Annotated in this window: 28 protein-coding genes; 7 read left to right on the top strand and 21 right to left on the bottom strand. The window is 43.1% G+C overall.

The window, feature by feature from the left end:
• Positions 1-50: 50 nt before the first annotated feature.
• A complete protein-coding gene (locus AC0VX7_RS18305; protein ID WP_215036066.1) occupies positions 51-299 on the bottom strand; it encodes a hypothetical protein in 249 nt (82 codons plus the stop codon).
• A 106-nt stretch (positions 300-405) separates the two neighbouring features.
• Positions 406-1,086: a metal-dependent hydrolase gene (locus AC0VX7_RS18310; protein ID WP_475425330.1), complete on the bottom strand. Its 681-nt coding sequence runs from the start codon at positions 1,084-1,086 to the stop codon at positions 406-408.
• A gap of 163 nt (positions 1,087-1,249) precedes the next feature.
• On the opposite strand from AC0VX7_RS18310, the gene AC0VX7_RS18315 reads away from it, so the two are divergent.
• Entirely contained in the window at positions 1,250-2,347 is a 1,098-nt protein-coding gene (locus AC0VX7_RS18315) for a M24 family metallopeptidase (RefSeq protein WP_475425331.1), read from the top strand.
• A 105-nt stretch (positions 2,348-2,452) separates the two neighbouring features.
• Here AC0VX7_RS18315 and queF read toward each other — a convergent pair whose 3' ends face one another.
• Entirely contained in the window at positions 2,453-2,950 is a 498-nt protein-coding gene (gene queF / locus AC0VX7_RS18320) for a preQ(1) synthase (protein ID WP_215036069.1), read from the bottom strand.
• Between the two features lie 409 nt (positions 2,951-3,359).
• Between queF and deoC the strand changes: the two genes are divergently transcribed.
• The 3 genes from deoC to AC0VX7_RS18335 all read left to right on the top strand — a co-directional run bounded on the left by deoC (position 3,360) and on the right by AC0VX7_RS18335 (position 5,227).
• Positions 3,360-4,034 carry a deoxyribose-phosphate aldolase gene (deoC, locus tag AC0VX7_RS18325; protein ID WP_475425332.1) on the top strand — a complete coding sequence of 225 codons (675 nt, stop codon included), beginning with the start codon at positions 3,360-3,362 and terminating at the stop codon, positions 4,032-4,034.
• Between the two features lie 35 nt (positions 4,035-4,069).
• A complete protein-coding gene (locus tag AC0VX7_RS18330) occupies positions 4,070-4,492 on the top strand; it encodes a cytidine deaminase (protein WP_041968067.1) in 423 nt (140 codons plus the stop codon).
• A 120-nt stretch (positions 4,493-4,612) separates the two neighbouring features.
• Complete coding sequence (locus tag AC0VX7_RS18335; RefSeq protein WP_475425333.1) at positions 4,613-5,227, top strand: AmiS/UreI family transporter; 615 nt, start codon at positions 4,613-4,615, stop codon at positions 5,225-5,227.
• A 235-nt stretch (positions 5,228-5,462) separates the two neighbouring features.
• Here AC0VX7_RS18335 and AC0VX7_RS18340 read toward each other — a convergent pair whose 3' ends face one another.
• The 3 genes from AC0VX7_RS18340 to AC0VX7_RS18350 form a co-directional block, all read right to left on the bottom strand.
• Positions 5,463-6,392, bottom strand: coding sequence for a manganese-dependent inorganic pyrophosphatase (locus tag AC0VX7_RS18340; protein WP_475428197.1), 930 nt, complete (start codon positions 6,390-6,392; stop codon positions 5,463-5,465).
• 190 nt (positions 6,393-6,582) lie between these two features.
• The gene (gene ald, locus AC0VX7_RS18345) at positions 6,583-7,704 is read right to left on the bottom strand and encodes an alanine dehydrogenase (protein ID WP_475425334.1); all 1,122 of its coding nucleotides are present in this window, start codon (positions 7,702-7,704) and stop codon (positions 6,583-6,585) included.
• A 324-nt stretch (positions 7,705-8,028) separates the two neighbouring features.
• Entirely contained in the window at positions 8,029-8,184 is a 156-nt protein-coding gene (locus AC0VX7_RS18350; RefSeq protein ID WP_475425335.1) for a hypothetical protein, read from the bottom strand.
• A gap of 105 nt (positions 8,185-8,289) precedes the next feature.
• Here AC0VX7_RS18350 and AC0VX7_RS18355 point away from each other — a divergent pair, with 105 nt between their 5' ends.
• On the top strand, positions 8,290-8,739 hold the full coding sequence (locus AC0VX7_RS18355; RefSeq protein ID WP_041968071.1) for a universal stress protein: 450 nt from the start codon (positions 8,290-8,292) through the stop codon (positions 8,737-8,739).
• 55 nt (positions 8,740-8,794) lie between these two features.
• Here the strand turns inward: AC0VX7_RS18355 and argH are convergent, their stop codons facing one another.
• Positions 8,795-10,165, bottom strand: coding sequence for an argininosuccinate lyase (gene argH, locus AC0VX7_RS18360; protein WP_475425336.1), 1,371 nt, complete (start codon positions 10,163-10,165; stop codon positions 8,795-8,797).
• Positions 10,162-11,367 (bottom strand): argininosuccinate synthase, encoded by a 1,206-nt coding sequence (locus AC0VX7_RS18365; protein ID WP_475425337.1) that lies wholly within the window; start codon positions 11,365-11,367, stop codon positions 10,162-10,164. The genes argH and AC0VX7_RS18365 overlap by 4 nt, the downstream gene beginning before the upstream one ends.
• Positions 11,368-11,577: 210 nt before the next feature.
• On the opposite strand from AC0VX7_RS18365, the gene AC0VX7_RS18370 reads away from it, so the two are divergent.
• The gene (locus tag AC0VX7_RS18370) at positions 11,578-11,895 is read left to right on the top strand and encodes a hypothetical protein (protein WP_215036075.1); all 318 of its coding nucleotides are present in this window, start codon (positions 11,578-11,580) and stop codon (positions 11,893-11,895) included.
• Between the two features lie 41 nt (positions 11,896-11,936).
• Here AC0VX7_RS18370 and AC0VX7_RS18375 read toward each other — a convergent pair whose 3' ends face one another.
• From AC0VX7_RS18375 to sppA, 11 genes are all read right to left on the bottom strand, one after another.
• Positions 11,937-12,101, bottom strand: coding sequence for a hypothetical protein (locus AC0VX7_RS18375; protein ID WP_475425338.1), 165 nt, complete (start codon positions 12,099-12,101; stop codon positions 11,937-11,939).
• Entirely contained in the window at positions 12,098-12,622 is a 525-nt protein-coding gene (locus tag AC0VX7_RS18380; RefSeq protein WP_475425339.1) for an N-acetyltransferase family protein, read from the bottom strand. Before AC0VX7_RS18380 ends, AC0VX7_RS18375 begins: the two co-directional genes overlap by 4 nt.
• 579 nt (positions 12,623-13,201) lie before the next feature.
• Positions 13,202-13,714 carry a MogA/MoaB family molybdenum cofactor biosynthesis protein gene (locus tag AC0VX7_RS18385; protein WP_475425340.1) on the bottom strand — a complete coding sequence of 171 codons (513 nt, stop codon included), beginning with the start codon at positions 13,712-13,714 and terminating at the stop codon, positions 13,202-13,204.
• A 4-nt stretch (positions 13,715-13,718) separates the two neighbouring features.
• Positions 13,719-14,555: an EcsC family protein gene (locus tag AC0VX7_RS18390; protein ID WP_415802043.1), complete on the bottom strand. Its 837-nt coding sequence runs from the start codon at positions 14,553-14,555 to the stop codon at positions 13,719-13,721.
• Positions 14,556-14,654: 99 nt separating this feature from the next.
• Entirely contained in the window at positions 14,655-15,842 is a 1,188-nt protein-coding gene (locus tag AC0VX7_RS18395; protein WP_475425341.1) for an acetate kinase, read from the bottom strand.
• Between the two features lie 247 nt (positions 15,843-16,089).
• Positions 16,090-17,079 carry a class I SAM-dependent methyltransferase gene (locus tag AC0VX7_RS18400; protein WP_475428198.1) on the bottom strand — a complete coding sequence of 330 codons (990 nt, stop codon included), beginning with the start codon at positions 17,077-17,079 and terminating at the stop codon, positions 16,090-16,092.
• A 239-nt stretch (positions 17,080-17,318) separates the two neighbouring features.
• Entirely contained in the window at positions 17,319-17,819 is a 501-nt protein-coding gene (gene tpx, locus AC0VX7_RS18405) for a thiol peroxidase (protein ID WP_475425342.1), read from the bottom strand.
• A 175-nt stretch (positions 17,820-17,994) separates the two neighbouring features.
• A complete protein-coding gene (gene ytfJ, locus AC0VX7_RS18410) occupies positions 17,995-18,507 on the bottom strand; it encodes a GerW family sporulation protein (RefSeq protein WP_041965435.1) in 513 nt (170 codons plus the stop codon).
• A gap of 18 nt (positions 18,508-18,525) precedes the next feature.
• Positions 18,526-19,221 carry a DUF2953 domain-containing protein gene (locus tag AC0VX7_RS18415; protein ID WP_475425343.1) on the bottom strand — a complete coding sequence of 232 codons (696 nt, stop codon included), beginning with the start codon at positions 19,219-19,221 and terminating at the stop codon, positions 18,526-18,528.
• Positions 19,222-19,295: 74 nt separating this feature from the next.
• Positions 19,296-19,784 (bottom strand): RDD family protein, encoded by a 489-nt coding sequence (locus AC0VX7_RS18420; RefSeq protein WP_475428199.1) that lies wholly within the window; start codon positions 19,782-19,784, stop codon positions 19,296-19,298.
• 160 nt (positions 19,785-19,944) lie between these two features.
• Positions 19,945-20,955 carry a signal peptide peptidase SppA gene (gene sppA / locus AC0VX7_RS18425; protein WP_475425344.1) on the bottom strand — a complete coding sequence of 337 codons (1,011 nt, stop codon included), beginning with the start codon at positions 20,953-20,955 and terminating at the stop codon, positions 19,945-19,947.
• Between the two features lie 143 nt (positions 20,956-21,098).
• On the opposite strand from sppA, the gene AC0VX7_RS18430 reads away from it, so the two are divergent.
• Positions 21,099-21,899 (top strand): NAD kinase, encoded by an 801-nt coding sequence (locus AC0VX7_RS18430; RefSeq protein ID WP_475425345.1) that lies wholly within the window; start codon positions 21,099-21,101, stop codon positions 21,897-21,899.
• A gap of 37 nt (positions 21,900-21,936) precedes the next feature.
• Here the strand turns inward: AC0VX7_RS18430 and rarD are convergent, their stop codons facing one another.
• Together rarD and AC0VX7_RS18440 are read right to left on the bottom strand one after the other, a co-directional pair.
• Positions 21,937-22,872 carry an EamA family transporter RarD gene (rarD, locus tag AC0VX7_RS18435; protein WP_475425346.1) on the bottom strand — a complete coding sequence of 312 codons (936 nt, stop codon included), beginning with the start codon at positions 22,870-22,872 and terminating at the stop codon, positions 21,937-21,939.
• 144 nt (positions 22,873-23,016) lie between these two features.
• Complete coding sequence (locus AC0VX7_RS18440; protein ID WP_475425347.1) at positions 23,017-23,337, bottom strand: iron-sulfur cluster biosynthesis family protein; 321 nt, start codon at positions 23,335-23,337, stop codon at positions 23,017-23,019.
• Between the last annotated feature and the right edge of the window lie 128 nt (positions 23,338-23,465).

Genomic DNA, 23,465 nt, shown 5'->3' on the forward strand with positions numbered 1-23,465 from the left:
ATTAGGGTGTGAGAGCTTTTTATCGCAAAAGGAAAAACTGGCTGATCCACTCAGCCAGTATAAACGCGTGATTTTCTTTTCAGGTTGGATTCCATTTTTCTGCTGGCTGTCCGAACGCGCTTTTTTGGAGTGTATAAAAAGGCTGCCAGATTCCCTGCAAAGACGAGCAAAGCGAGGAATAGCCATGAACCGGCGAACAAAGCTTCTTTCCCTCCAAGCTGGAAGTTTAGCTCCGGCATTCCTATGTAAAGCATCACGCCGCATAACAACAAGTATAACAAGTAGCGGTTTTTCTTCATGTTTCCCCTCCTATAGGTTGTCTTATTTTATATCTATGCTTCCAGAGCTAAAAAAAGCATGGTTAATAGAAAAAGCTGCACAACTTTTTGTGCAGCTCGGTCACGGTTACAGCTCGATAGCCTCTCCAGCTTCAAGGACGGTGCCCTTGTTTTTCTTAAGCATTTTTACAAAAGCATACGGGTCCTGCTTGATTGGCGGGAATGTATTGAAGTGGATCGGCACGACTTCCTTTGCATTCAGGAATTCAGCCGCTAATGCAGCATCTTCCGGTCCCATCGTAAAATTATCACCGATCGGCAGGAATGCCAGATCAATCGGATGCCTTTCACCAATCAGCTTCATATCAGAAAATAAGCCTGTATCACCCGCATGGAAAACGGTCTTGCCTTCCGCCATGAACAGGATACCTGCAGGCATTCCGCCATAAATAATTTCATTGTTTTCAGTCATCATGCCTGTACCATGGAATGCCTGAGTCATTTTCACTTTTCCAAAATCAAATTCATAAGCACCGCCAATGGACATGCCGTGAGTGTTCAAGCCTTTCCAGCTTAAATATGTAGCAACTTCGAAGTTGGCGATTACAAGTGAGTCATGTTCTTTAGCAAGCTCCACCGTATCTCCCAAATGATCCCCGTGCGCATGGGTCAGGATGATGACATCCGGCTTCACATCCTCCACCTTCAGATCAGTAAGGTCATTGCCGGTGATGAATGGGTCAATCAGGATGGTCTTCCCTTTTGTTTCGATTTTAACAACAGAATGGCCGTGATAAGATACTTTCATATTATCGCTCCTTTCAATCATTCATTAGATACTTCAACGTTCCTTCCCTATCTCCTGCTTTCTTTTTCTGTATACCCACTAAGTCTCTACTATAAAAGTTTTACTTTTCAACTGTGAATTGCTACTCTCATAGTGTGATGTACATATCAGAGGAGGAATTTTTATGACTGAAAGATTGGCTGCATTATCAGGTTGGATGAAGGACAATAATGTCGACGTCACGTTCGTTACATCCCCTGACAATGTCTTTTACCTGAGCGGATTTTTAAGCGATCCACACGAAAGATTGCTGGCTGTTGCAGTTTTCCAGGATGCCGAGCCATTCATGATTTGCCCGGCGATGGATAAGGAAAATGCGAAGAACGCAGGCTGGGAACTTGAAATCATCGGTTACAGTGACACGGATGATTCAATGGAGCTTGCTTACAATGGTATTAAAAAGCGTGTTTCTTCCATTAAAAAAACTGCCATCGAGAAGGAACAATTAAATGTTGAACGCTATGAAAAAATGACTGGCCTTTTTGGTGGTTCTGAATTTGTTTCGGCTGAAGAAAAACTGCGCCTCATGCGCATGGTAAAAACCGAAGAGGAATTGCAGAAATTGAGAAAAGCGTGTGAGCTAGCTGATTTTGCCATCCAGACAGGAGTGAATGAAATCCAGGAAGGCAAAACCGAGCTTGATGTACTAGCAGCGATTGAATATGAGCTGAAGAAAAAAGGCGTAACGGAGATGTCGTTTTCAACGATGGTCCTTACTGGTAAGAATGCAGCAGCTCCACATGGTACACCAGGGCTGACAAAGATTAAAAAGGGCGACCTCGTCTTGTTCGACCTTGGCGTTGTGTGGGATGGCTACTGCTCAGACATCACAAGGACCGTTGCTTACGGTGAAATCAACAAAAAGCAGGAAGAAATTTATAACACCGTTTTGAAATCACAGTTGAAAGCCCTGGATACTGCACGAGCTGGTGTTGCATGTTCAGAGGTCGACCTTGCAGCACGCAATGTGATTGAAGAAGCCGGATACGGTGACTACTTCCCTCACCGCCTCGGACACGGGCTCGGAGTCAGCGTTCACGAGTATCCTTCATTAACAAGCACAAATCCTTTATTAATGGAAAAAGGAATGGTGTTCACTGCTGAACCGGGAATTTATGTACCGGGCGTAGCCGGCGTAAGAATTGAAGACGATGTTGTCATTACAGAGGACGGAATCGAAATTTTAACGAAATTCCCTAAAGAATTGGTTTTTGTATCGTAAAATGAACCCAAAACCGCCTGAGATCCCAGATCCAGGCGGTTTGTTTTGGTGAAAAGGCTATTTTCCATTAAAAAAGAGCAGCAGGTGCAGCTGCTCTTTTCATATTTAGCGATTATCCACTTTTTCAGGATACATATCGTGATTCATCATTCGATAATCAGCCATTTCTTCGTACTTGGTACCAGGCTTGCCGTAGTTGGTGTATGGATCGATTGAGATTCCGCCTCTTGGAGTGAATTTGCCCCAAACCTCAATATATCTAGGTTCCATCAGCTTGATTAAATCGTTCATGATGATGTTCATGCAATCTTCATGGAAATCACCGTGATTCCTGAAGCTGAAAAGATAAAGCTTCAGCGATTTGCTTTCAACCATCAGCTTGTCCGGAATGTAGCTGATATAAATCGACGCAAAGTCCGGTTGTCCTGTGATCGGGCAAAGACTTGTAAATTCCGGTGTATTGAATTTCACGAAGTAGTCCCGGTACGGATGCTTATTTTCAAAAGTTTCAAGGATGTCAGGGCTGTATTCAAACAAGTATTTTGTCCCCTGATTGCCAAGCAATGTTATATCTTTCAATTCCTCATCTTTTCTTCCAGCCATTTTAAGTGCCCCCTATTATATCTGCAAACGCTTTTTGAGGCCCAGGAACCCTGCTTATCAAATAAAAAACCATATCCTCTGGGATATGGTTGAATTAATCAAAGCCATAGTTTTTTATAGAGGGTGTCCGCTATGAACCTCTCCCGCGAATGCAGGATGATTTATTCATTTTATATAGCAACTATAATGAAATACCATTTCAAAGTCAAAAGAAAATTTTGATAAGAAATATGACAAATTCATGTATTTCCATATTTTATTTTTACATATGTTCATGAGGTTATTTACATATGTTCACCTACCTGATATATTATTCATGTAAGTAACACATAATATATTTGGGTTATATATTTTTCTTCTTTATGAAAGCGTTTCAACATATTTTTTTATACGGAAAGGGTTTGATACAATGTCTAAAGATTTAGCAGGAATGATCGATCACACATTACTTAAAGCAAATGCAACCGAAGCGGAGATTGTTAAGCTAGCTGAGGAAGCAAAAGAATATAAATTTGCTTCTGTTTGCGTTAACCCAACATGGGTCAAAAAAGCTGCTGAAGTTCTTAAGGATGCTGAAGGAGTAGAAGTATGTACAGTAATCGGCTTCCCTCTTGGAGCTACAACTTCAGAAACAAAAGCATTCGAAACAAAGAATGCAATTGAAAATGGCGCGACAGAAGTCGATATGGTTATCAACATCGGCGCTTTGAAAGACAAGCAATACGATTTGGTTGAAAAGGATATCAAAGCGGTAGTGGACGCAGCAAAAGGCAAAGCATTGACTAAGGTTATCATTGAAACTTGCCTTCTTACTGATGAGGAAAAAGAAATGGCATGCAAGCTTTCTGTTAATGCTGGAGCAGATTTCGTCAAGACTTCAACTGGTTTCTCAACAGGCGGAGCAACTGTGGAAGATATCGCCCTAATGAGAAAAACTGTTGGACCTGATCTTGGCGTTAAAGCTTCCGGCGGAGTAAGAAGCCTTGAAGATGCACAAAACATGATCGAAGCAGGAGCAACAAGAATCGGAGCAAGCTCTGGGGTGGCAATCGTAAACGGCCTGACTTCTGAGTCTTCTTACTAAACTGAAAAAAATCAAACGGGAATGGGGAATGGACGATGGATAAAAAAACGCTTGTTGAAAAAGCAATTGAAGCAAGAAGCACAGCATACGTTCCATATTCTAAGTTTCAGGTTGGCGCAGCAATCATCACGAGCAATGACCAAGTTTACCTTGGCTGCAATATCGAAAACGCCTCTTATGGTCTGACGAACTGTGCTGAAAGAACAGCTATTTTCAAGGCTGTATCTGAAGGCGATACTGAGATTAAGGCTATTGCAGTAGTCGCAGACACTGAAGGTCCCGTTTCTCCTTGCGGTGCCTGCCGCCAGGTAATTGCAGAATTTGCAACTGACGATACAAAAATTTACCTTGCCAATCTGAATGGCGATGTAAAGGAAACGACAATCAGCGAAATCCTTCCTGGATATTTCACATCCAAGGATATGGATAAGGTTGATATGTCAAAGAAAATGGTATAGATTGATTATTTTAAGTTAACAAGGGGCAACTCCTCTATCCTATTGGATATAAGAGTTGCTCTTTCTTATTTGCTAGTAAAAGGAGGAAAGAGCCGGCCCTCAATTGGGACGGCATACATCATGGGAGACGCAGGTTTATTATTATCAGGTGCAGCACTCTTCCTAAACAGCTTAATGCTTCTGGGAAAGGCTAATGCGAAAAGCGTGGCAGTATTCAACTTATTCATCGGGGCGCTGCAGGTGATTGTTCCGTTTTACTTGATTGCTGTATCTGACCAGAACAACTGGACGGTTTACAGCCTGGCAAGCATCTTTCTTTTTGGTTTTACCTATTTATATGTCGGTTTGACATTATGGAAAGACCTTGATGGTAGCGGGCTTGGCTGGTATTCCCTCTGGGTTGCAGTACTTGCAGTCATTTATGCAGCTGTAGCATATGTACATTTTGAAGATATCGTGAGCGCTTTGACATGGCTTTTGTGGGCCTATCTATGGTTCCTGTTCTTCCTTTCAATGGGTATGAACAAGAAAATCGACGTCTATATAGGCAAGGTGGCGATGGTCCAATCATGGCTGACACTAACCTTCCCGGCCTTGCTCTCGATGACTGGCTTATGGAAAACTGACCAGGTTGCCAACGCCTGGATCTACTTCTCAATTGCTGCTTTCGTCTATTTTGCTTATATTACATTAAAGCTGAAAAAAACTTCTGCTCGAACTGAGAAATTCGCTTAAGAACAAAAAGCGCAAGCGCCTTGTTCAGCCCCGACAAGCGCTGCCCGCCTAAAACGCCACATCGTGTGGCTGGCGGGTCTAGCACGTCCTGTGCCTCGGAGGGCCGACCAGTGAAGTCGTTCTTTGACTTCATTGGGCGGACCGAAGCGACTCGAGGGGCTAGGCGCTGCAACTGGATTAAGTAAAAAAACCGTCCTGCCAAATTAAATTGGCCAGGACGGTTTTTTATTAGGATTTACTTCGCAAGTACATTTGTCAGTACAGGAACGACCTGCTTCTTGCGTGAAACGACGCCTTTAAGTGTCGCAGTATTATTTTCAAGAGTAACATTGAATGCTTCTTCAACAGCAGCAGCCTTTTCACCAATCGCAAGCGCTGCGGAATCATTCGTCAAGATATCAGTAATCACCAATAAGAATAGGCCAAGATTCTTTTCTGTCACTTTATTGTTCAATGCTTCCTCAAGCTCTACCTTGCGCAAAAGGACATCATTGACATCAACAGTGTTTACCTGTGCGATTTCAACCTTGAAATCTCCCATCTGGAATTCCTTGGCGTCAAGGGAAATAAGCTCTTCGATTGTTTTGGTGCTAAGATCCGCACCAGCCTTCAGCATTTCAAGACCATATTCCTCAGCATCCACACCTGCGATTTCAGCCAACTCACGTGCCGCGGTAACGTCCTGGTCAGTACAAGTAGGAGATTTGAACAATAATGAATCAGAGATGATTGCAGAAAGCATTAGTCCTGCGATGTTTTTATCGATTTCAACATTGTTTTCCTTGTACATCTTATTTAGGATTGTCGCAGTGCAGCCAACAGGCTCAACGCGGAAATATAGTGGATCGCTCGTTTCAAAATTCGCCACACGGTGGTGGTCAATGACTTCAACGATTTGAACTTCTGTAATATCATCAGCACTCTGCTGGCGTTCGTTGTGGTCAACGAGGATGACCTTGTCCACTTCTGCAGAAACCTTTCCAGCAAGGCGAGGCGCTTCAGCCTTGAAAAAATCAAGCGCATATTGTGTTTCTCCATTTACCTGGCCCAAACGCACTGCTTCCGCATCGACACCAAGCTTTTGCTTTAAGTTAGCATAGGCAATGGCAGAGCAGATTGTATCCGTATCAGGATTTTTATGTCCAAAAACAAGTACTTTTTCCATCATGACACTCCTCAATAACAAATTAACACGGGCATTCTAGCAACTAGAACCCGTATATCCCATAAATAATATACGCTAAAATTGAAAGATTTTAAACAGCTTTGTGCTAAATACATCGCTTTTCACTGCTATTATAACGGAAGGAGAGTAAATAAAAGATCCGGAATATTTCATCCGGATCTCCCTGCAATTAGATTTGCTCCAACAATGTTTTTGTTTCAGAGTATACAAGGTTATGCGCTTCAGCTACTGCCTGGTATGTCACGTAGCCATTAAGCGTGTTGATTCCTTTTAATAATGCTTCGTTGTCCAGGCTAGCCTGCTTGTAGCCTTTGTTCGCGATTTGGACAGCATATGGAACTGTCACGTTAGTCAGTGCGATAGTTGATGTTCTAGGAACTGCTCCTGGCATGTTTGCAACTGCGTAGTGTACAACGCCATGCTTTTCATAGGTAGGATTGTCATGTGTTGTGATTCTGTCAGTTGTTTCGAAAATTCCGCCCTGGTCGATTGCGATATCGACAACAACTGAACCTGGGTTCATTGATTGGATCATTTCTTCTGTTACAAGCTTAGGAGCCTTCGCGCCTGGAATCAGAACGGCACCGATTACAAGGTCAGATGCTTTGACTGCTTCAGCAATGTTCAAAGGATTAGACATTAATGTTGTAATATCAGATCCGAAGATATCATCCAATTGACGAAGACGATCTGGATTCAAATCGATCATTGTAACCTGTGCACCAAGGCCGACAGCCATTTTCGCTGCGTTTGTGCCTGCAACACCGCCACCGATGATTGTTACTTTTCCTCTTTGGACACCTGGAACGCCTCCAAGCAGGATTCCTTTGCCGCCGTGGACCTTTTCAAGGAATTGCGCACCGATTTGTGTAGACATACGGCCAGCAACCTCACTCATAGGTGTAAGCAATGGAAGAGAGCCGTTAGCCAGTTGTACCGTTTCATAAGCGATACCGACAACCTTGTTCTCGATCAAAGCCTTTGTCAGCTCTGGTTCTGGAGCAAGGTGCAAATATGTAAATAGAATCAAACCTTCACGGAAATAACCATATTCTTCTGCCAAAGGTTCTTTAACCTTCATGACCATATCCTGTGCCCATGCTTCTTGTGCACTTTCAACGATTAAAGCGCCAGCCGCTTTGTAGTCCTCGTCTGTAAAACTAGAGCCAATTCCAGCTCCTGTTTCGATATAAACTTCATGACCGAAGTTTACAAGGTTTACTACTCCCGCAGGCGTCATAGCCACACGATTCTCATTGTTTTTTATCTCTTTAGGTACACCGATACGCATTATTGCATACCTCCTATAATAATAATTGCCCTACCATTTCTACCCTGCCACCACTATATCATTTTTTCAAATTATGAAATAGGAAAAATAGTTTAAGTAGGCTAGGATGAAAACACTTTCATTTTAGTAGAAAAAAATGCTTTTGGCAAAACAATTCGTACAAAATTCCCTAAAATATACTATTCTGTATATTTTTAATTTTGGAGAAAGTATCAAAGTAACTTAAAAGGCCTGCTGAGAGCAGTGAATCTCAGCAAGCCTACTCATTCATTTTGTGTTAAATTCTAAGAGAATATGGATTGAAAGTACTCATGCTAAAAGCTTCTACCTAGGTTCCTCGTTGTTTTCTACTGCTGCTTTCATCTGTTCCTGCGGGACTACCCCGCTGTTGTATGAATCCATGATTTGCTGGCTTACCTGCATGACACCTTGATCATCGTAATCATAAAATGACCGGCCTTGCTGTTCCTTTTTATCCATGTGAAATCCTCCTTCAATATGATGCTTGCATCTATAGTTTTCGTTGGATTGTCACAGCTATACTAATGAAACTGTTGTATAATATAGGTAAAGGAGGCGAGAACTATGGCACTTTATTATAAGAACATTTTAGTTGCCGTTGATGGTTCTAAACAAGCAGCATGGGCTTTTAAAAAAGCCATTGAAATCGCAAAAAGAAACGACGCGAGTCTGGTCATGACCCACATAATCGATTTGCGCACCTTTGCTACTGTTGAGGCATATGACCGCACTATCTCAGAGCGTGCGACACAATTTGCTACAGAGTTGATGGAAAGCTACAAACAGCAGGCACTCGAAGCTGGTATCAAAGACGTGGATTATGACATCGATTATGGCTCACCAAAGGTCAAGATCGCGAAAGATGTTGCAAAGAAATACAACGCCGACCTGATTATCTGCGGAGCAACAGGAATGAACGCAGTGGAACGCTTCTTCATTGGAAGTGTCTCCGAGCATATCACCCGCTATGCATCATGTGATGTCCTGGTTGTCCGGACTGACAAAGAAAATTAACCTTAATAACGATACAAAAAGCACGCAGCTTTTCGAGACTGCGTGCTTTTTCCATTTATAGTGATGTTTTTGCTTTTTCGATTTGGATTTTCACCTGTGAAAAACCTGTCCCTCCAGCGCTGTTTCGTCTTTCCACCGCATTATAAGGGTTCAATGCTTGATAAATATTTTCCTCAAACAATGGGTTCATGGATTTGTATGCTTCCAGTGGCAGGTCTGCAAGATAGCATCCTTTTTGGATACACTCAAGGACAAGCTTGCCGACGATTTCATGCGCCTCACGGAAAGGTACTCCTTTGGCTGCCAGATAGTCAGCCAGCTCCGTGGCATTTGAAAAATCATTCTTGACCGATTTGGCCATTTTCTCCTCTTTCACCTTCATCGTACTGATCATGCCAGCGAAGATTTTCAGGGAACCCTTCACTGTTTTGACAGTATCAAACATGCCCTCTTTATCTTCTTGCATATCTTTGTTATAGGCTAAAGGCAATCCTTTCAATACCGTCAAGAGTCCCATCAGGCTGCCATAGACACGGCCTGTTTTACCGCGAATCAGTTCAGCCATATCCGGATTCTTCTTTTGCGGCATGATGCTGCTGCCGGTCGTAAAGGCATCTGATAGCTCGATGAACTGGAACTCCTGGCTCGACCACAGTATGATTTCCTCACACAATCGAGACAGATGCATCATTAAAATAGAGCTGCCTGACAGGAACTCTAGAATAAAATCACGGTCACTTACAGCATCCAGGCTGTTTTCATAAATGCCCTCAAACCCCAGTATTTCTGCAGTCATATGGCGGTCAATTGGAAAGGTAGTTCCCGCAAGCGCCCCGGCACCAAGAGGTGAAAGATTGATTCTTTTCATGCTATCTATATAACGCTGTTTATCCCGTTCAAGCATCCAAAAGTAAGCCATCAGATGATGAGCAAAAGAGATAGGCTGGGCTCTTTGCAAATGAGTATAGCCAGGCATCAGCGTCTCAATATTCTGTTCCGCCTGAATGACCAAAAATTTTTGGAACTCTGTGATCAGTTCGATGATTTCGGATACCTGCTCTTTAAGGTATAAATGCATATCCGTTGCCACCTGGTCATTTCTGCTTCTTGCTGTGTGGAGCTTGCCGCCGGTTGGACCGATCAATTCAGTCAGGTGGTGTTCAATATTCAAATGGATATCCTCAAGCTTAGCGGAGTATTCCAATTCGCCTTTGGACGCCTTTTGCTTTAATTCTTTCAATCCTTGGATAATTACATCAGCTTCGTCCTCTGTAATAACGCCGCACTTTGCAAGCATTGTGGCGTGGGCGATACTGCCCTCAATATCCTGGTCTGCTAGGTCCTGGTCAAAGCCAATCGATGCCCCGAACTCATCGACCCATTCCTCCGCGGACCCGGTGAATCTGCCTCCCCAAAGTTTCTTCACACTGTCACCTTCTTGCCCTGGACCATGCTGTGAACAACTGTTGGCAGTCCCCACAGATTGATGAATCCAACAGCAGCATTATGGTCGAACTCATCGTCCGCCGTGTAAGTGGCCAGCTTTTCATTGTATAGAGAATATGGAGATTTTCTGCCTTCAATGATTGCATGCCCTTTGAAAAGCTTGACACGGACAGTACCTGTGACATGCTTCTGGGTTGATTTCAGGAAAGCGGCCAATGCTTCTTGAAGCGGAGAGAACCAAAGGCCTTCATAAATCAATTCTGTCATTTTTTTCTCAATTACCGGTTTAAAATGGGCTACTTCTTTTACAAGCGTGATATCCTCAAGTTCCTTATGTGCTTTAATCAAGGTGATCGCAGCAGGAGCTTCATATACTTCACGTGACTTGATGCCGACAAGACGGTTTTCCACATGATCAATCCTTCCAACACCATGCTTGCCTGCAACAGCGTTCAGCTCAAGGATCAATTCTGAAAGAGGATAAGCTTTTCCATCAATCGCTGTTGGAACACCCTCGACAAATTCAATCTCGATGATATCAGGTGTATCCGGCGCGTCTTCAAGCTCTGCCGTCAATTCATAAGCTTCAACTGGAGGTGCCTGCCATGGGTCCTCAAGAATGCCACATTCATTGCTTCTTCCCCAAAGGTTCTGGTCGATGGAAAACGGGCTGTCAAGATTAATCGGAATCGGGATGCCATTTTTAGCTGCATAAGCAATTTCTTCTTCACGTGACCATTTCCACTCTCGGACCGGAGCAACCACCTTTAGATCCGGGTTCAAGGCTTTGATTGATACCTCGAATCGCACCTGGTCATTTCCTTTCCCTGTACAGCCATGCGCAACAGCTGTTGCACCTTCCATTTCGGCTATTTCTACTAGTTTCTTAGAAATCAATGGACGTGATAGTGCAGATACGAGCGGATATTTCCCTTCGTATAATGCATGCGCCTGTAGGGCGAAAAGTGCATATTCTTTGGCGAATTCTTCTTTGACATCCAAGACGTATGACTGGATCGCACCGACCTTCAGAGCTTTTTGTTTAATGAAATCAAGGTCCTTTCCTTCACCAACATCAAGGCAGCAAGCAATTACAGCGTAGCCCTGGTCCTTCAGCCATTTGATTGCAACAGATGTATCAAGCCCGCCAGAATAGGCAAGCACCACTTTATTATTAGTCATTTTTGACGCTCCTTTTTTTCGGATATTTATTCATATCGATTGATTTTTATTCATGTTTATAAAGTTAACAGGTTTTTGGGCACATTTCAAGATAAAATATGTTTTTTTATTGATCTAGTGACTGGCACTTGAATTAGACTAGTGTGGAAGCAGGTTTGAAAGTATAGTAGAATGTAAGCAAGAATTAGCGGAATGGGGGCAACATTAGATATGGAACAATATTTTCTTTTTAACAGCCGACTAGGCATTCCCCTGCCAGACTTAAAAGAAAACTGGGAAGAATATGACCTTGATACACGGCACGGAATTCTCCTCCACTGGGAAAAAATTCGCGGCAGCATTCCTGACCGGATCGCTGAGCTTGAAAAAACAATCAACCTGAAGCAATCCCAGCTTTCCGATGAAAGCAACTTCATACGCTCATGCGAACTGAACAGTGAAATTTCCGAGCTGGCGTCCATCATCAATGACCTCTGGCTCTGGTATCGCACTCAACAGAATATTTCATCAGAGAAAATGCATCGATAACACTTATATTTGCATAAAAAATAGCCCGGATTTGCTCCAGGCTATTTTTTGTTTTTACCCTTGTTAAAAGAATATACGGCACCTATTATCAAAGCAGCCCCTGTTAATCTCAACACACCATTCCCGATTGCACTGAGCTGATGAATGGTTGAACCAACCAGAATACTGCCAATAAACACAAAAATAATCGTGATTAATAACCTCATGTATGCTCCTTTTGAAGTTTTTTTCCCATAATGACATATGATTCTTCATCACCATTTGGGTAAAAGGCATCATTCAAAACGATCCATCCCAGGCTTTCATATAGGCTGCGGGCAGGAGCATTATTATGCTGAGTTGTTAATACCGCTGTCTTATGTTCTACACCGTCTATCAACTGGGTTACCAGCTGTTTAGCCAGACCTTGATTCCTAAATGAAGGATGCACCCCCAATTCAACGAACTCAAAACAATCCTCTAACCAGTCTTGATATTCTTCTGGGTTGAACGCATTCGACAGCAACTCATGATAATACTGACCCGGTTGAGAAAAGTAACCGTAAGCATAACCAGCCACTTCCCCCTGCTCAGAAATTGCCACATAACCTCTATAGCCATCATAGCCTGCATGCCTTAACACTCGATCTCTAATGGAACCATCTTCTTGATTCCATACTTGTTGGTATAATTCCGATACCTGGTTCATTAGCTCTTCATTTCTACTAATTTCTTTATACTCGAACAACTTTTAGGCCTCCCTTGACAGCTTTTCTTGTATTTGCCTCAAACCTGTCATAATTCTTCTGTTATTTTGACAGCTTTGCTTGTGTTCTCCCCGAACCTGTCACGATTCCAAGATTTTCTTGACAGCTTTGCTTGTGTTCTCCCCGAACCTGTCACGATTCCAAGGTTTTCTTGACAGCTTTGCTTATGTTCTCCCCAAACCTGTCACGATTCCGAGGTTTTCTTGACAGCTTTGCTTATGTTCTCCCCAAACCTGTCACGATTCCGAGGTTTTCTTGACAGCTTTGCTTGTGTTCTCCCCAAACCTGTCACGATTCCGAGGTTCTCTTGACAGCTTTGCTTATGTTCTCCCCAAACCTGTCACGATTCCGGGGTTTTTTTGACAGCATTCCTTGTTTTTCTCTCAAACCTGTCTGAACTTACCCTTGCTACTGACCGATTCTCGAGATTGTCCTTTAATAAACACAGCCATCTTCCTTTTATCTGGAAACTCCATACAGTTATTCGACCATATTTTCCAAAATTCCTTTTTATCCACAAAAAAAAATGAAACCCGTATAGGTTCCATCTCTGTCATGAATTATAAATCTTTCGTCAGCTCTCTTACAACGTGTCCGATTTCGGGAATGATCAGCTTTTCCATAGCCAGGCGGACAGCACCTGTTGATCCTGGTGTCGAAAAGACGGCGCGGTCATTCACGACTCCGGCTGCGGCACGCGATAGCAGGGCAGCCGAACCGATATCGTCGGTATAGCTGAGCATTCGGAAAATTTCACCGAAACCAGGAATTTCTTTTTCAAAGATGCTTTGGACTGTTTCGATTGTGACGTCTCGTTTAGCAATCCCTGTGCCTCCGTTCGTTAGCACGACATCAACTTCGGAGTTGCTGCAGCCTTTTATCACTTCAGATTTGATCGGTTCAGCTTCGTCTTTGACAATCACGTAATCGACGATCTTATGTCCTGCAGCCTCGAGCATTTCCATCATCAGCTTGCCGCTTTTATCTGTATCTGGCGTTCTTGTATCGCTTACTGTTATGACTTTGCAGCGCACCTGGCTTGGTGCAGCTTGTTTATGTTCCTGTGTACTCATAACTCTAAAGTGCTCCTTTTTCTTTGAAATATCTCATTTGGTAAAATTTATGCGCGAAGTCAGTGACCCTTCTAGTCAGTTGATAGTTTGCCCCGGCACCGATCGCCATGCTGATCACCGGCATGCCCTGGACATGCTTTTTGCGGAACATCAGGATCGCCATACCCTTGAATATCTGTTTGATCGGCTGTTCTAGCCATGTTACGTCTGTCAGGTCATCATTGCCTTCATAGAAATAATAGTCCTCTGCCTGTTCGAGGTCATTTTTCAACTCTTCCCAGCCAGCGCTCTGCATCCTCGAAGGCATTGTCGCAGTATGGAAAACCTTCAATGCGACCATCATTTCAAATGGAGTATTCACTTCGAATCCATAGGTCATCGCAACCAGTTGGACAATCCGCAAATTAATGACTGCCATAGCCGGCATATCTGCTCCTAGCACAAGGTTTCCGCCGCTGCCTGACATTCCTCCCTGGACGAAGGAATAGAGCCTGTGGCGGGCAATTTGCTGCCTGGCAATGAATTCAAGTTGTTCAATCGGCAACTCCCTTAAATCCTGTATGGTTTCAAGGTCCGGCTGGAAAACCCGCCCCGCAGAAAGAATCCGTTCCTTGGCATCCATCTGCAGCTGTGAACCCTGGATTAAGGAGTGAAGATGGAAAAGCCAGCCGTCGAATAAAGTGAAAAAGCGTTCCTGCACCTCTTCAGGCAAAAGAGAAAAAGATCGTTCAAGATATCGATCATACGCTAATTCAAAATCATTCGGTTCATAATCGTAGAGATTGTTTTCCCAAGCACTTAATTCATCCAGTACCTTTTGTTCCCGTTGAGTCAAAGGCATTGAAAAACCTCCAGCATTTCTGAATTTTCTTCCAGTATAGCATATATTTCCCCACTACATAAAAAGGCAGAAGCTTGTGCGCTTCTGCCTGAAAGTGATTTATTTTGCCAAACGCACGACATCACGAGCGATCATGACTTCCTCGTCTGTCGGGATGACCATTACTTTTACTGGAGAATGCGGGTAGCTGATGAATGCTTCTTCGCCGCGCACTTTGTTCAAAGCTGGATCCCAGTAGATGCCCATGAACTCAAGGCCCTGCAGGACACGAGCACGGATTGCCGAACTGTTTTCTCCGATACCTGCAGTAAAGATGATTGCGTCAACACCGCACATGCGTGCTGCATATGAACCAATGTACTTATGGATTCTGTCCGCGAAAACTTTCAGTGCAAGTTCTGCACGTTCATTTCCTTTTTCTGCTTCGTCTTCGATGTCACGAAGGTCACTCGAGAATCCTGATACACCAAGCATTCCGCTCTCTTTGTTCAGGACATCCAATACTTCGTCCGCATTTTTATCGGTTTTTTCCATGATATATGGAATGAGGGCTGGGTCGATGTTACCTGAACGAGTTCCCATTGTCACACCTGCAAGCGGAGTGAATCCCATGGATGTATCAATAGATTTACCGCCTTCGATTGCTGCGATACTTGCACCATTTCCAAGGTGGCAGGAAATCAGGCGCAGATGCTCAACAGGACGGCCAAGCATTTCAGCTGCACGCTGGGAAACATACTTGTGTGATGTACCATGGAAACCGTATTTACGGATTCCGTACTTTTTATAGTAGTCGTATGGAAGACTGTAAAGGAAAGAGTTTTCAGGCATTGTCTGATGGAAAGCCGTATCAAACACAGCAATCGCAGGAACATTCGGGAGCACCTGCTGGAATGCACGAATACCAGTCAAGTTAGCTGGATTGTGCAGTGGCGCAAGCTCTGAAAGCTCTTCAATTTTTTGTAAAACCTCTTCGGTGATCAATACAGAATCACTGAATTCTTCACCGCCGTGAACGACACGGTGGCCGATTCCTTCGATTTCATCAAGTGACTGGATGATTCCCAAAGACGTTAGTTTATCAAGAAGGATTTTTACCGCAACCTCATGATTCGGTATATCAGTAACTTCCTTATTCTTTTCTCCATTTACAGAGATCGTAAAAATCGAATCTTTAAGACCGATTCTTTCAACGATACCTTTAGTGATAACTTCTTCGCTTGGCATTTCGAATAATTGGAACTTAAGTGACGAACTGCCTGCATTGATTGCAATTATTTTAGACATTTGTACCGCTCCTTTTATATAACAACCTGATTAAAAATACAGTGAAATAGTACACCATTATTGTGTGCCACAGGCCGCAATTATATCTCTCATTTCCCCATTTAAACACTGTCTTTTTCACATTTCAAGCAAAGCTTTTCCAAATAGGAAATGAGTTTTTATTCAGATACTTCTAATGATTAGAAAAAAATATTGCCATGTTCTATATACCCGAAACAAACGAAAAGAACCGGTATTGACTCCGGTTCTATTGCTGTGCTGTTTTATTTTCGTTGAACCATTGATCGATTTTATTCAGCATGCTGTTTACAGCTGCTCCGTCCGATAGTTTTGGAAGCTCGGCAAGGAGTGCCTGTTTTGGTGCTTTCACTTCTTCACCGTTTTTCTGTACTATAAGGATACTTTTAGCTGCCTGCTTGTTTTTAAACAATGAAGCTGGAAGCTGTAAAACACCCTGGATAATCAAATGGTCTTTAATGAACTCATGAAGCATCGGGGCTTGTTCACTTTCAAAAAGACCATTAGGAATCATGAAGAACAAATACCCGCCTTCTTTCACATGCTTCGTACTTTGCTCGATAAACATGTGATGAGAGTACGTATGGCCTTCTTTTGCTTTTACTTCATATTGTTCCGCTCTGAGGTCATTAGGATAGTAGCCCACTGGAAGGTCACAAATGACCGCATCCGCCGGATCGACAAACAATGGTTCAAGACTGTCCTGATTGAAAAACTCGACCGGATGCTTCTGAAGGTTGGCATTCACGAAAGCCAGACGGATCAGCAGGTCATCAATCTCAACACCTACGGATTCGATTTCCTTGTCAGTCTGCTGGTTCAATACCGTAGCGAGAAGGTTTCCAGTTCCGACCGCAGGGTCAAGGAGCCTGAATGACTTCTTGGCGACAAACTTATTGACTAAGTAGCCAATGAACATGCCGACAGAATCAGGTGTCATTTGATGGTTCGGCTGAGTATGCTCCTTCATCCCCTTTAAAATCGCAAGCTGGAAGCCTTTGCGGATTTCTTCTTTGCTAAAAGAATCAAGATTGATCTCCTTGTATACTTTTTCAAGCCGTTTCGTTGTGACTTCATTCAGTTCGTCCTGGAGCACTGTGCCCTGAAACATGTTTTCCCCGCTTTCAGCCAGCGCTTCCAAATATGTACATGATAACTCTTCTTTTAAAATATCTGCAGTTGTATTGAATGCAGTAAATAATTGTTCGACCGGAGTCATACTCACTTTTCTTCCTCCTGATTTGAATAGATATTAATATATTTTAGACCTGTTTTGCTCTGTGTACAAGGTATATGGTCGGAAATGGGGCGGACTGTACTTCTATCGGACACTTTGCCCTGGTCCCTGCTTCACATTTGTCCAATAAGGCATAATGAATTCGTTAAAACTCACACTTTCCTATTCTCAAAGCAAAACAAGCCGCAGGTTTTTTCTGCGGCTTGTTCCCTGGTTGTATATTAGTTTGCTTGCTTTGCAGCCTCTACTGCCGCTTCGTAGTTAGGGTGGTCTGTTGCTTCGCTTACATATTCAACATATGTTACTTTGTCGTTTGAATCAACAACAAATACAGCGCGAGCGAGCAGGCGAAGTTCCTTGATTGCTACTCCGTAAGCTTCTCCGAATGAAAGACCTCGGTGGTCAGACAATGTCTGGACATTTTCGATTCCAGCCGCACCACACCAGCGCTTTTGTGCGAAAGGAAGGTCCACGCTGACTGTCAAAATCTTAACGTTATCAAGGTTTGCAGCTTCTTCATTGAAACGACGAGTCTGTGCATCACAAACTCCTGTGTCAAGTGAAGGAACAACGCTGATCAAACGTACTTGTCCTTTTGAATCCTGAAGTGACACTTCAGAAAGATCGTTTGCAAGCACTTTGAAATCAGGTGCCTGGTCTCCAACCTTTACTTCATTTCCTAACAATGTAACTGGGTTCCCCTTAAATGTAACAGATGCCATACCTGCTCATCCTCCTTGTCCATTATATGTACAGTGTTAATATATCTTTTAAAGAATTTTTTTGCAATTATTTTACTATAAGGAGACCAAGTACATAGCTAAGCTGCCTTCCCGCTGGAAAAGGCAGCTTCTTGCTAAATAGTTATTTTTCTCAGTGCTCCGTGAATTCACCTGCTTAAAATTCCAGGTCTGTTTTCGGACCGTTGTAATCAGCCTGAGACTGGCCTTGGTTCTTGTTCTGGCTGCCATCCTGGCTGTTCTGGTCTTTCTTTGACATCATTTGCTGAATTTTTTCAACGGCCTGTGGAGCCAGATCGAGTATTTTCTCGTACAAATGTGTATTTTCATCAAGGTGAAGCATTTTTACACCCTTAGAGTTGACGATCAAGAAAGCAATTGGCGTGATTGACACACCGCCACCACTACCTCCTCCGAATGGGTGCTGGGAACCGCCAGACTGTCCTCCTGAGCCACCAGAACCGCCAGAGCCACCGGATCCTCCTTTAGAGCTTTCCAAAACAAATTCGCTCCCACCAGCGGCAAAACCGAAACCTACCTTTGAAACTGTCAGGATTACACTTCCATCCGGTGTTTCTACGGGGTCTCCTATGATTGTGTTTACATCAATCATTTCTTTCAAGCTTTCCATGGCAGTTGTCATTAATCCTTGAATTGGATGGTCGGACATTCCTGTTTCCTCCTTATTTTAGACAGAATTAGTATTATCACCAGAAAGAGCGGATAATGGCTTTGATTTAAATTCTGGCCAGCCGCCTTTCCAATATTTAACCAGCTTTATTCCTGCTAAAATAGCATGCCCGACTCTGACTTGAATCATACATTTAAAACTAGTAATCGAAACAGTTTGCTGGAAGCTTGGTGTAATCGTCATGACAGGCATTTCTTTCATTTTCATATAGTTGCTTAGGAGTCCGATCACTCCGCCTTTGACTGCCCAAAAGGCACCCGTAATCACTCCTGTCGCCGCTGCATCCGATACGCCAACCATGGTGTGCCATTCAATATTCCGTATTGTAACCTTTTTTAAAAAATTCCGGATGATTTTATGAAAACCGGCGATGTGGGTGATCAGCTGCTTGAAATCATGAAGGCTGCTAAGTAAATCTTTTTTATCCACCTGAGTTGTTTTTTGTTGTTTCATATTTTCATCGGGCCCTGTTTTAACTTTTTGCTCTGCGATGATTGTGGGAGAATTATCATCGATTTTGACTACAGGAACTTCTATTTTAAACTTGAGTAATCCGCCCCAAGCTTTAATCGTTACCTTAAAATGATCATTATCATTGCCGTGGAAATAATCTAAAAAAATCTTAACTTTTGTAAAAAGGATTATAAGTACAAGCACCGTGAGAAGCAGTATGGCTAGCAGCACCCATTTCATCGTCCTCCACAACCTTTCAGCTTATTATTATCAACAAAAAGGCAAAAAAATAAACCTGCCGCAGCAGGTTCATTCTAACGTGGTTCATATATAACGGTTGTATCGGCAAACAGGTCATGCAACCCCTGTTTCTTTTTTGTAAAAGCAACGACCAAATACAAAACAATGATGGTCGCTGAAATGAAGCGGCCGATCCACTCGCGGAAAATAACGGTTCCCCAGGTTAGGCCCTTGCCGTCCATCTCCACCACTTTCAAGCCAAAGACCATTTTTCCGAGGGTCTGGCCGAAGTACTTTGTCATTAACACAAAATATAAATAGAAAACGACAGCTGTCGCGATGGCCATCGGTGAAAGGATCCCATCCTCAAATAACGGTACATCCAGTGCCCGAAACACAGGATTGATGATCATTCGGTTGATGCTCCCAATTACAATCAAGTCAAGCAAATACGCCCAGAAACGTGTCCAGAAACCTGCATAGAGGCCGGCGTATAGACGATTCTCGGGATCGGCACTGCTATGTTCATAAACCTCAGGTTGTGGGTTTCCTTGTAATTGTATAGTGCTAGATTCAGACTGATGTACTGGATGTTCCGTTTCAGTCTGAAAATGCGACTTGTCATCAGAGATTCCGGACCCATCCATGACTTCTTTTGGTTCAGATTGAGAGGGTACATTGTCCCGATCTTTAAAATCATCCGAATTCATATTTTATCCCTCCTTATTCCGCATATAAATACATCAGGCGTGGAGAATTAGGCTGGGATAATAATTTCATTAAGCCTGCCATTTCTGCGTCTTTCCCCATGATCTTTTGTGCTCCCATGCTGAAGAACGAGCCAAACCCCATGCTTTCTGTGTACTTTACGACAGTAGCATCGCCGAGCTTTTCGTCCTTCCTGACATTCTCGATGACATCCTCAAGATAACCAAATCCATCGATTAACTTCAGCTGCTTTGCCTGACGTCCATCATAGATCCGACCATCGGCAATTTCCTTGACCCGTTCAACAGACATACCGCGTCCTTCTGAAATAACTTTTACGAATCCCTCATATGAGTTGTCGATCATCGATTGGAGGATTTCGCGCTCATCCTCTGTCATCGGTCTTGAAGGGCTCATGATATCCTTGTATGGCCCACTTTTAATTGTCGTGAATTCAACGCCATACTTTTCGGCAAGACCGGCATAATTTACTCCCTGCATGATGACACCAAGCGACCCGGTAAGCGTTTCAGGGCTGGCAAAAATTTTATCAGCAGGCGCAGACACATAATAACCTCCAGAAGCGGCCATCGACCCCATCGAAACATAAATCGGCTTTTTCGTTTCCTTCTGGATTTCCTTGATCTTGTCATGAATTTGCGCACTTTCCACGACACCGCCACCAGGCGAGTTCACTTGCAGGATGATCGCCTTAACATCCTTTGCTTCTTTAACATAATCAAGCTGTTCCATGAACGCTTTATGATTATAGAGCGGACTTTCAAAGAATGATTCAGCATCCCCTGTATCCTGGATTACCCCATTGATGGACAATACCGCTATCTTGCTCAGCATGTCACCTTCTTCGATTATTTCTTCAGCGAACATTTCTTCCGTTACGGCAAACATATCCGTAAAAGCATTTTCCGCGTCACTAAATGCCACTGTAGACAGAAGATTTATAACTGTTGACGCAATGAATAATCCGACGGCTATCCCTAATGCCGCCCACCTTTTACCATTCATCTTGAAGCCCCCTTGTAAGTTTCTCGTACTTTCAAAACCTTATGAAAAAATGATAAACTGATGTCAATAACATTTATTTTAGCAAAAGATTTCAAAAGTGGGTAAAATTATGGAAGAAATACGAAATGTTTGGAGGAATTTATATGCCAGATCGCCGTAATATTTATTTTCACCATACACCCGACACAACTATGTTGGAAAAAGTTGAGCCTCTTTATGAGCTGGCTCGCCGTTATGATTTCAATATCGTGTCCGACTATCGCACCGCAAATATTATAGTTAGCGTTGGTGATGACGGGACCTTCCTGCAGGCTGTCAGAAAGACCGGCTTCCGGGATGATTGCCTATATGCCGGTATTTCAGTTACTGGCTCCCTGAATATGTATTGCGATTTCCATCTCGAGGATACGGATAAAATGATTGAAGCAATCACAAATGCACAAATCGAAGTCAGACGCTATCCGACGATCGAGGTAACAATCGATGGTGATACGACATTTGGCTGCTTGAATGAATTCAGCGTCCGTTCAGCGATCATTAAAGCTTTTGTCATGGATGTATATATCGACGACAAGCATTTTGAGACCTTCCGTGGAGACGGTATGATCGTTGCTACTCCTACGGGAAGCACAGCGTATAACAAGTCTGTAAACGGCGCAGTTGTCGACCCGCTGCTGCCTTGCATGCAGGTGAGCGAACTTGCTTCAGTGAACAACAATGATTACCGTACACTCGGCTCATCCTTCATCCTGAGTGGAGACCGTAAACTTACCTTCAAGGTTGCCCAGGATGGCAATGATTATCCTATCATGGGAATGGATAACGAAGCTCTGAGCATCCAGCATGTTGAAAAATTCGATATACAATTGAGTAACAAAATCATCAAGACTGTCAAACTGAAGGACAACTCTTTCTGGGAAAAAGTGAAGAGGACATTCTTATAATTGAAAAGAGCTGCGGAAAATCCGCAGCTCTCTTCTTTTACATCGGCATTCCTTTTTCTTTTTTCCACTTAACTGTCAACGCTGATGCCAGCTTTGTCCTTGATAAAGAGTAAAGGATCAATGCTGACCAGATAAAGGTGAAGGCAAGCAGGTGGATTGTCGAGAATGTTTCGTGATAGACGAAAACTCCAAGGATCAGTGTCAATGTCGGTGCAATATATTGCAGGATCCCAAGTGTTGCCAGCGGAATTCTTTGAGCTCCCTTAGCAAAAAAGAGCAGTGGAACTGCCGTAGCTGCCCCTGCGCCTGCCAGCAGCAGCGTAGTCGACAATGAACCAGCAAACAGTGAGTTCGTTCCCTGGTTTAGGAGGTAGCCAATGTAGATGGCTGCGAGCGGCATAACGACCAGTGTTTCGAGCGCAAGGCCGACAGCAGAATCTACCTTGATCAATTTCTTCGCCAATCCGTACAGGCCAAAGGAAATTGCGAGTGATAGAGCAATCCACGGAAATTGTCCGTAGGAAATCGTCATGATTAATACACCGATTGCTGCGAGCGCAAACGACACATATTGCAGCATGGAAAGACGTTCCTTCAGGAATACCATCCCAAGAAGGACACTTACGAGCGGATTGATATAATAGCCAAGGCTTGCTTCGATCATCTGGTCTGAATTCACAGCCCAGATATACATGAACCAGTTAATACTGATTAGCATTGATGCCACAGCCAGGGCGGCTAATTGCTTTTTGTTTTGGGCCAGCCCGAGCAATGTCCCTGTGAAAAGTCCCCATTTCTTATTAATGACCAGAATAAGGGCGATGAAGAAAAATGACCAGAATACACGATTAGCCAGGATTTCATCAGCATTTACATGATCTAAAAGCTTCCAATAAACAGGAAGGAATCCCCACAATATATAAGAAAAAGCTGCGTATAGGACACCAGCTTGTTGTTCGGTCCTTTTATCCATCCGAACAGCCCCCTAATCTTTCTAGACTCGAAATAATATCATTATAAAGGGGAACGCTGGGGACTGACAATCTTTTTTTAAGACTAATAACAAACAATTTATGCACACTGTTTAATGTAATAATGAAAAATAACCCTGACCGGGTTATTTTTCATTTCGTGGTTTTAACTTGAAGTTATAGCCAAATGTCTCTTCGGCAGAAGATATTTTATAGCCGAAACCTGGCTTAAAATCCAAGAATATTTTACTTGGAAGGGATTCCAGCGATTTTTCTGGTACGAAAAAGTTAACACCGCTTTCTGTAATCACTTCATCATCTGCCTGCTTTTCTTCAATTTGCAGTTGAATGTCCGTTGCGATCGAACATGTCCCAACAAACTCTGCTAAAATTCTGATTCCTTCACTTTCGCCGAATTGGACCTTACTTAACTCCTCCAATGCAGCCTCTCTAATTTCGATTTTCATAAATAATCACCCCTTCTAATTTAAATATACCCAAGTTTTCAACCTCAACGCATCCACTGCTTTTTGCTGTGATCAAATATTACTTCACTGAATAATTAGAGCTTAAACTAAATACAAAAAGCAGACCC

The sequence above is a fragment of the Mesobacillus sp. QJM3NY_10 genome, assembly GCF_056173465.1.

Coding starts and splice junctions, on each gene's coding strand:
- AC0VX7_RS18335 (WP_475425333.1), top strand. CDS start 4,613: ATGGGAGACGCAGGTTTATTATTATCAGGTGCAGCACTCTTCCTAAAC.
- AC0VX7_RS18430 (WP_475425345.1), top strand. CDS start 21,099: ATGCCAGATCGCCGTAATATTTATTTTCACCATACACCCGACACAACT.
- AC0VX7_RS18415 (WP_475425343.1), bottom strand. CDS start 19,221: ATGAAATGGGTGCTGCTAGCCATACTGCTTCTCACGGTGCTTGTACTT.
- AC0VX7_RS18400 (WP_475428198.1), bottom strand. CDS start 17,079: ATGACTCCGGTCGAACAATTATTTACTGCATTCAATACAACTGCAGAT.
- deoC (WP_475425332.1), top strand. CDS start 3,360: ATGTCTAAAGATTTAGCAGGAATGATCGATCACACATTACTTAAAGCA.
- ald (WP_475425334.1), bottom strand. CDS start 7,704: ATGCGTATCGGTGTACCTAAAGAGATAAAAAACAATGAGAATCGTGTG.
- ytfJ (WP_041965435.1), bottom strand. CDS start 18,507: ATGTCCGACCATCCAATTCAAGGATTAATGACAACTGCCATGGAAAGC.
- AC0VX7_RS18370 (WP_215036075.1), top strand. CDS start 11,578: ATGGAACAATATTTTCTTTTTAACAGCCGACTAGGCATTCCCCTGCCA.
- AC0VX7_RS18440 (WP_475425347.1), bottom strand. CDS start 23,337: ATGAAAATCGAAATTAGAGAGGCTGCATTGGAGGAGTTAAGTAAGGTC.
- AC0VX7_RS18350 (WP_475425335.1), bottom strand. CDS start 8,184: ATGGATAAAAAGGAACAGCAAGGCCGGTCATTTTATGATTACGATGAT.
- AC0VX7_RS18355 (WP_041968071.1), top strand. CDS start 8,290: ATGGCACTTTATTATAAGAACATTTTAGTTGCCGTTGATGGTTCTAAA.
- AC0VX7_RS18330 (WP_041968067.1), top strand. CDS start 4,070: ATGGATAAAAAAACGCTTGTTGAAAAAGCAATTGAAGCAAGAAGCACA.
- rarD (WP_475425346.1), bottom strand. CDS start 22,872: ATGGATAAAAGGACCGAACAACAAGCTGGTGTCCTATACGCAGCTTTT.
- sppA (WP_475425344.1), bottom strand. CDS start 20,955: ATGAATGGTAAAAGGTGGGCGGCATTAGGGATAGCCGTCGGATTATTC.
- tpx (WP_475425342.1), bottom strand. CDS start 17,819: ATGGCATCTGTTACATTTAAGGGGAACCCAGTTACATTGTTAGGAAAT.
- AC0VX7_RS18385 (WP_475425340.1), bottom strand. CDS start 13,714: ATGAGTACACAGGAACATAAACAAGCTGCACCAAGCCAGGTGCGCTGC.
- AC0VX7_RS18395 (WP_475425341.1), bottom strand. CDS start 15,842: ATGTCTAAAATAATTGCAATCAATGCAGGCAGTTCGTCACTTAAGTTC.
- AC0VX7_RS18310 (WP_475425330.1), bottom strand. CDS start 1,086: ATGAAAGTATCTTATCACGGCCATTCTGTTGTTAAAATCGAAACAAAA.
- AC0VX7_RS18305 (WP_215036066.1), bottom strand. CDS start 299: ATGAAGAAAAACCGCTACTTGTTATACTTGTTGTTATGCGGCGTGATG.
- AC0VX7_RS18315 (WP_475425331.1), top strand. CDS start 1,250: ATGACTGAAAGATTGGCTGCATTATCAGGTTGGATGAAGGACAATAAT.
- queF (WP_215036069.1), bottom strand. CDS start 2,950: ATGGCTGGAAGAAAAGATGAGGAATTGAAAGATATAACATTGCTTGGC.
- AC0VX7_RS18375 (WP_475425338.1), bottom strand. CDS start 12,101: ATGAGGTTATTAATCACGATTATTTTTGTGTTTATTGGCAGTATTCTG.
- AC0VX7_RS18340 (WP_475428197.1), bottom strand. CDS start 6,392: ATGGAAAAAGTACTTGTTTTTGGACATAAAAATCCTGATACGGATACA.
- AC0VX7_RS18390 (WP_415802043.1), bottom strand. CDS start 14,555: ATGCCTTTGACTCAACGGGAACAAAAGGTACTGGATGAATTAAGTGCT.
- AC0VX7_RS18365 (WP_475425337.1), bottom strand. CDS start 11,367: ATGACTAATAATAAAGTGGTGCTTGCCTATTCTGGCGGGCTTGATACA.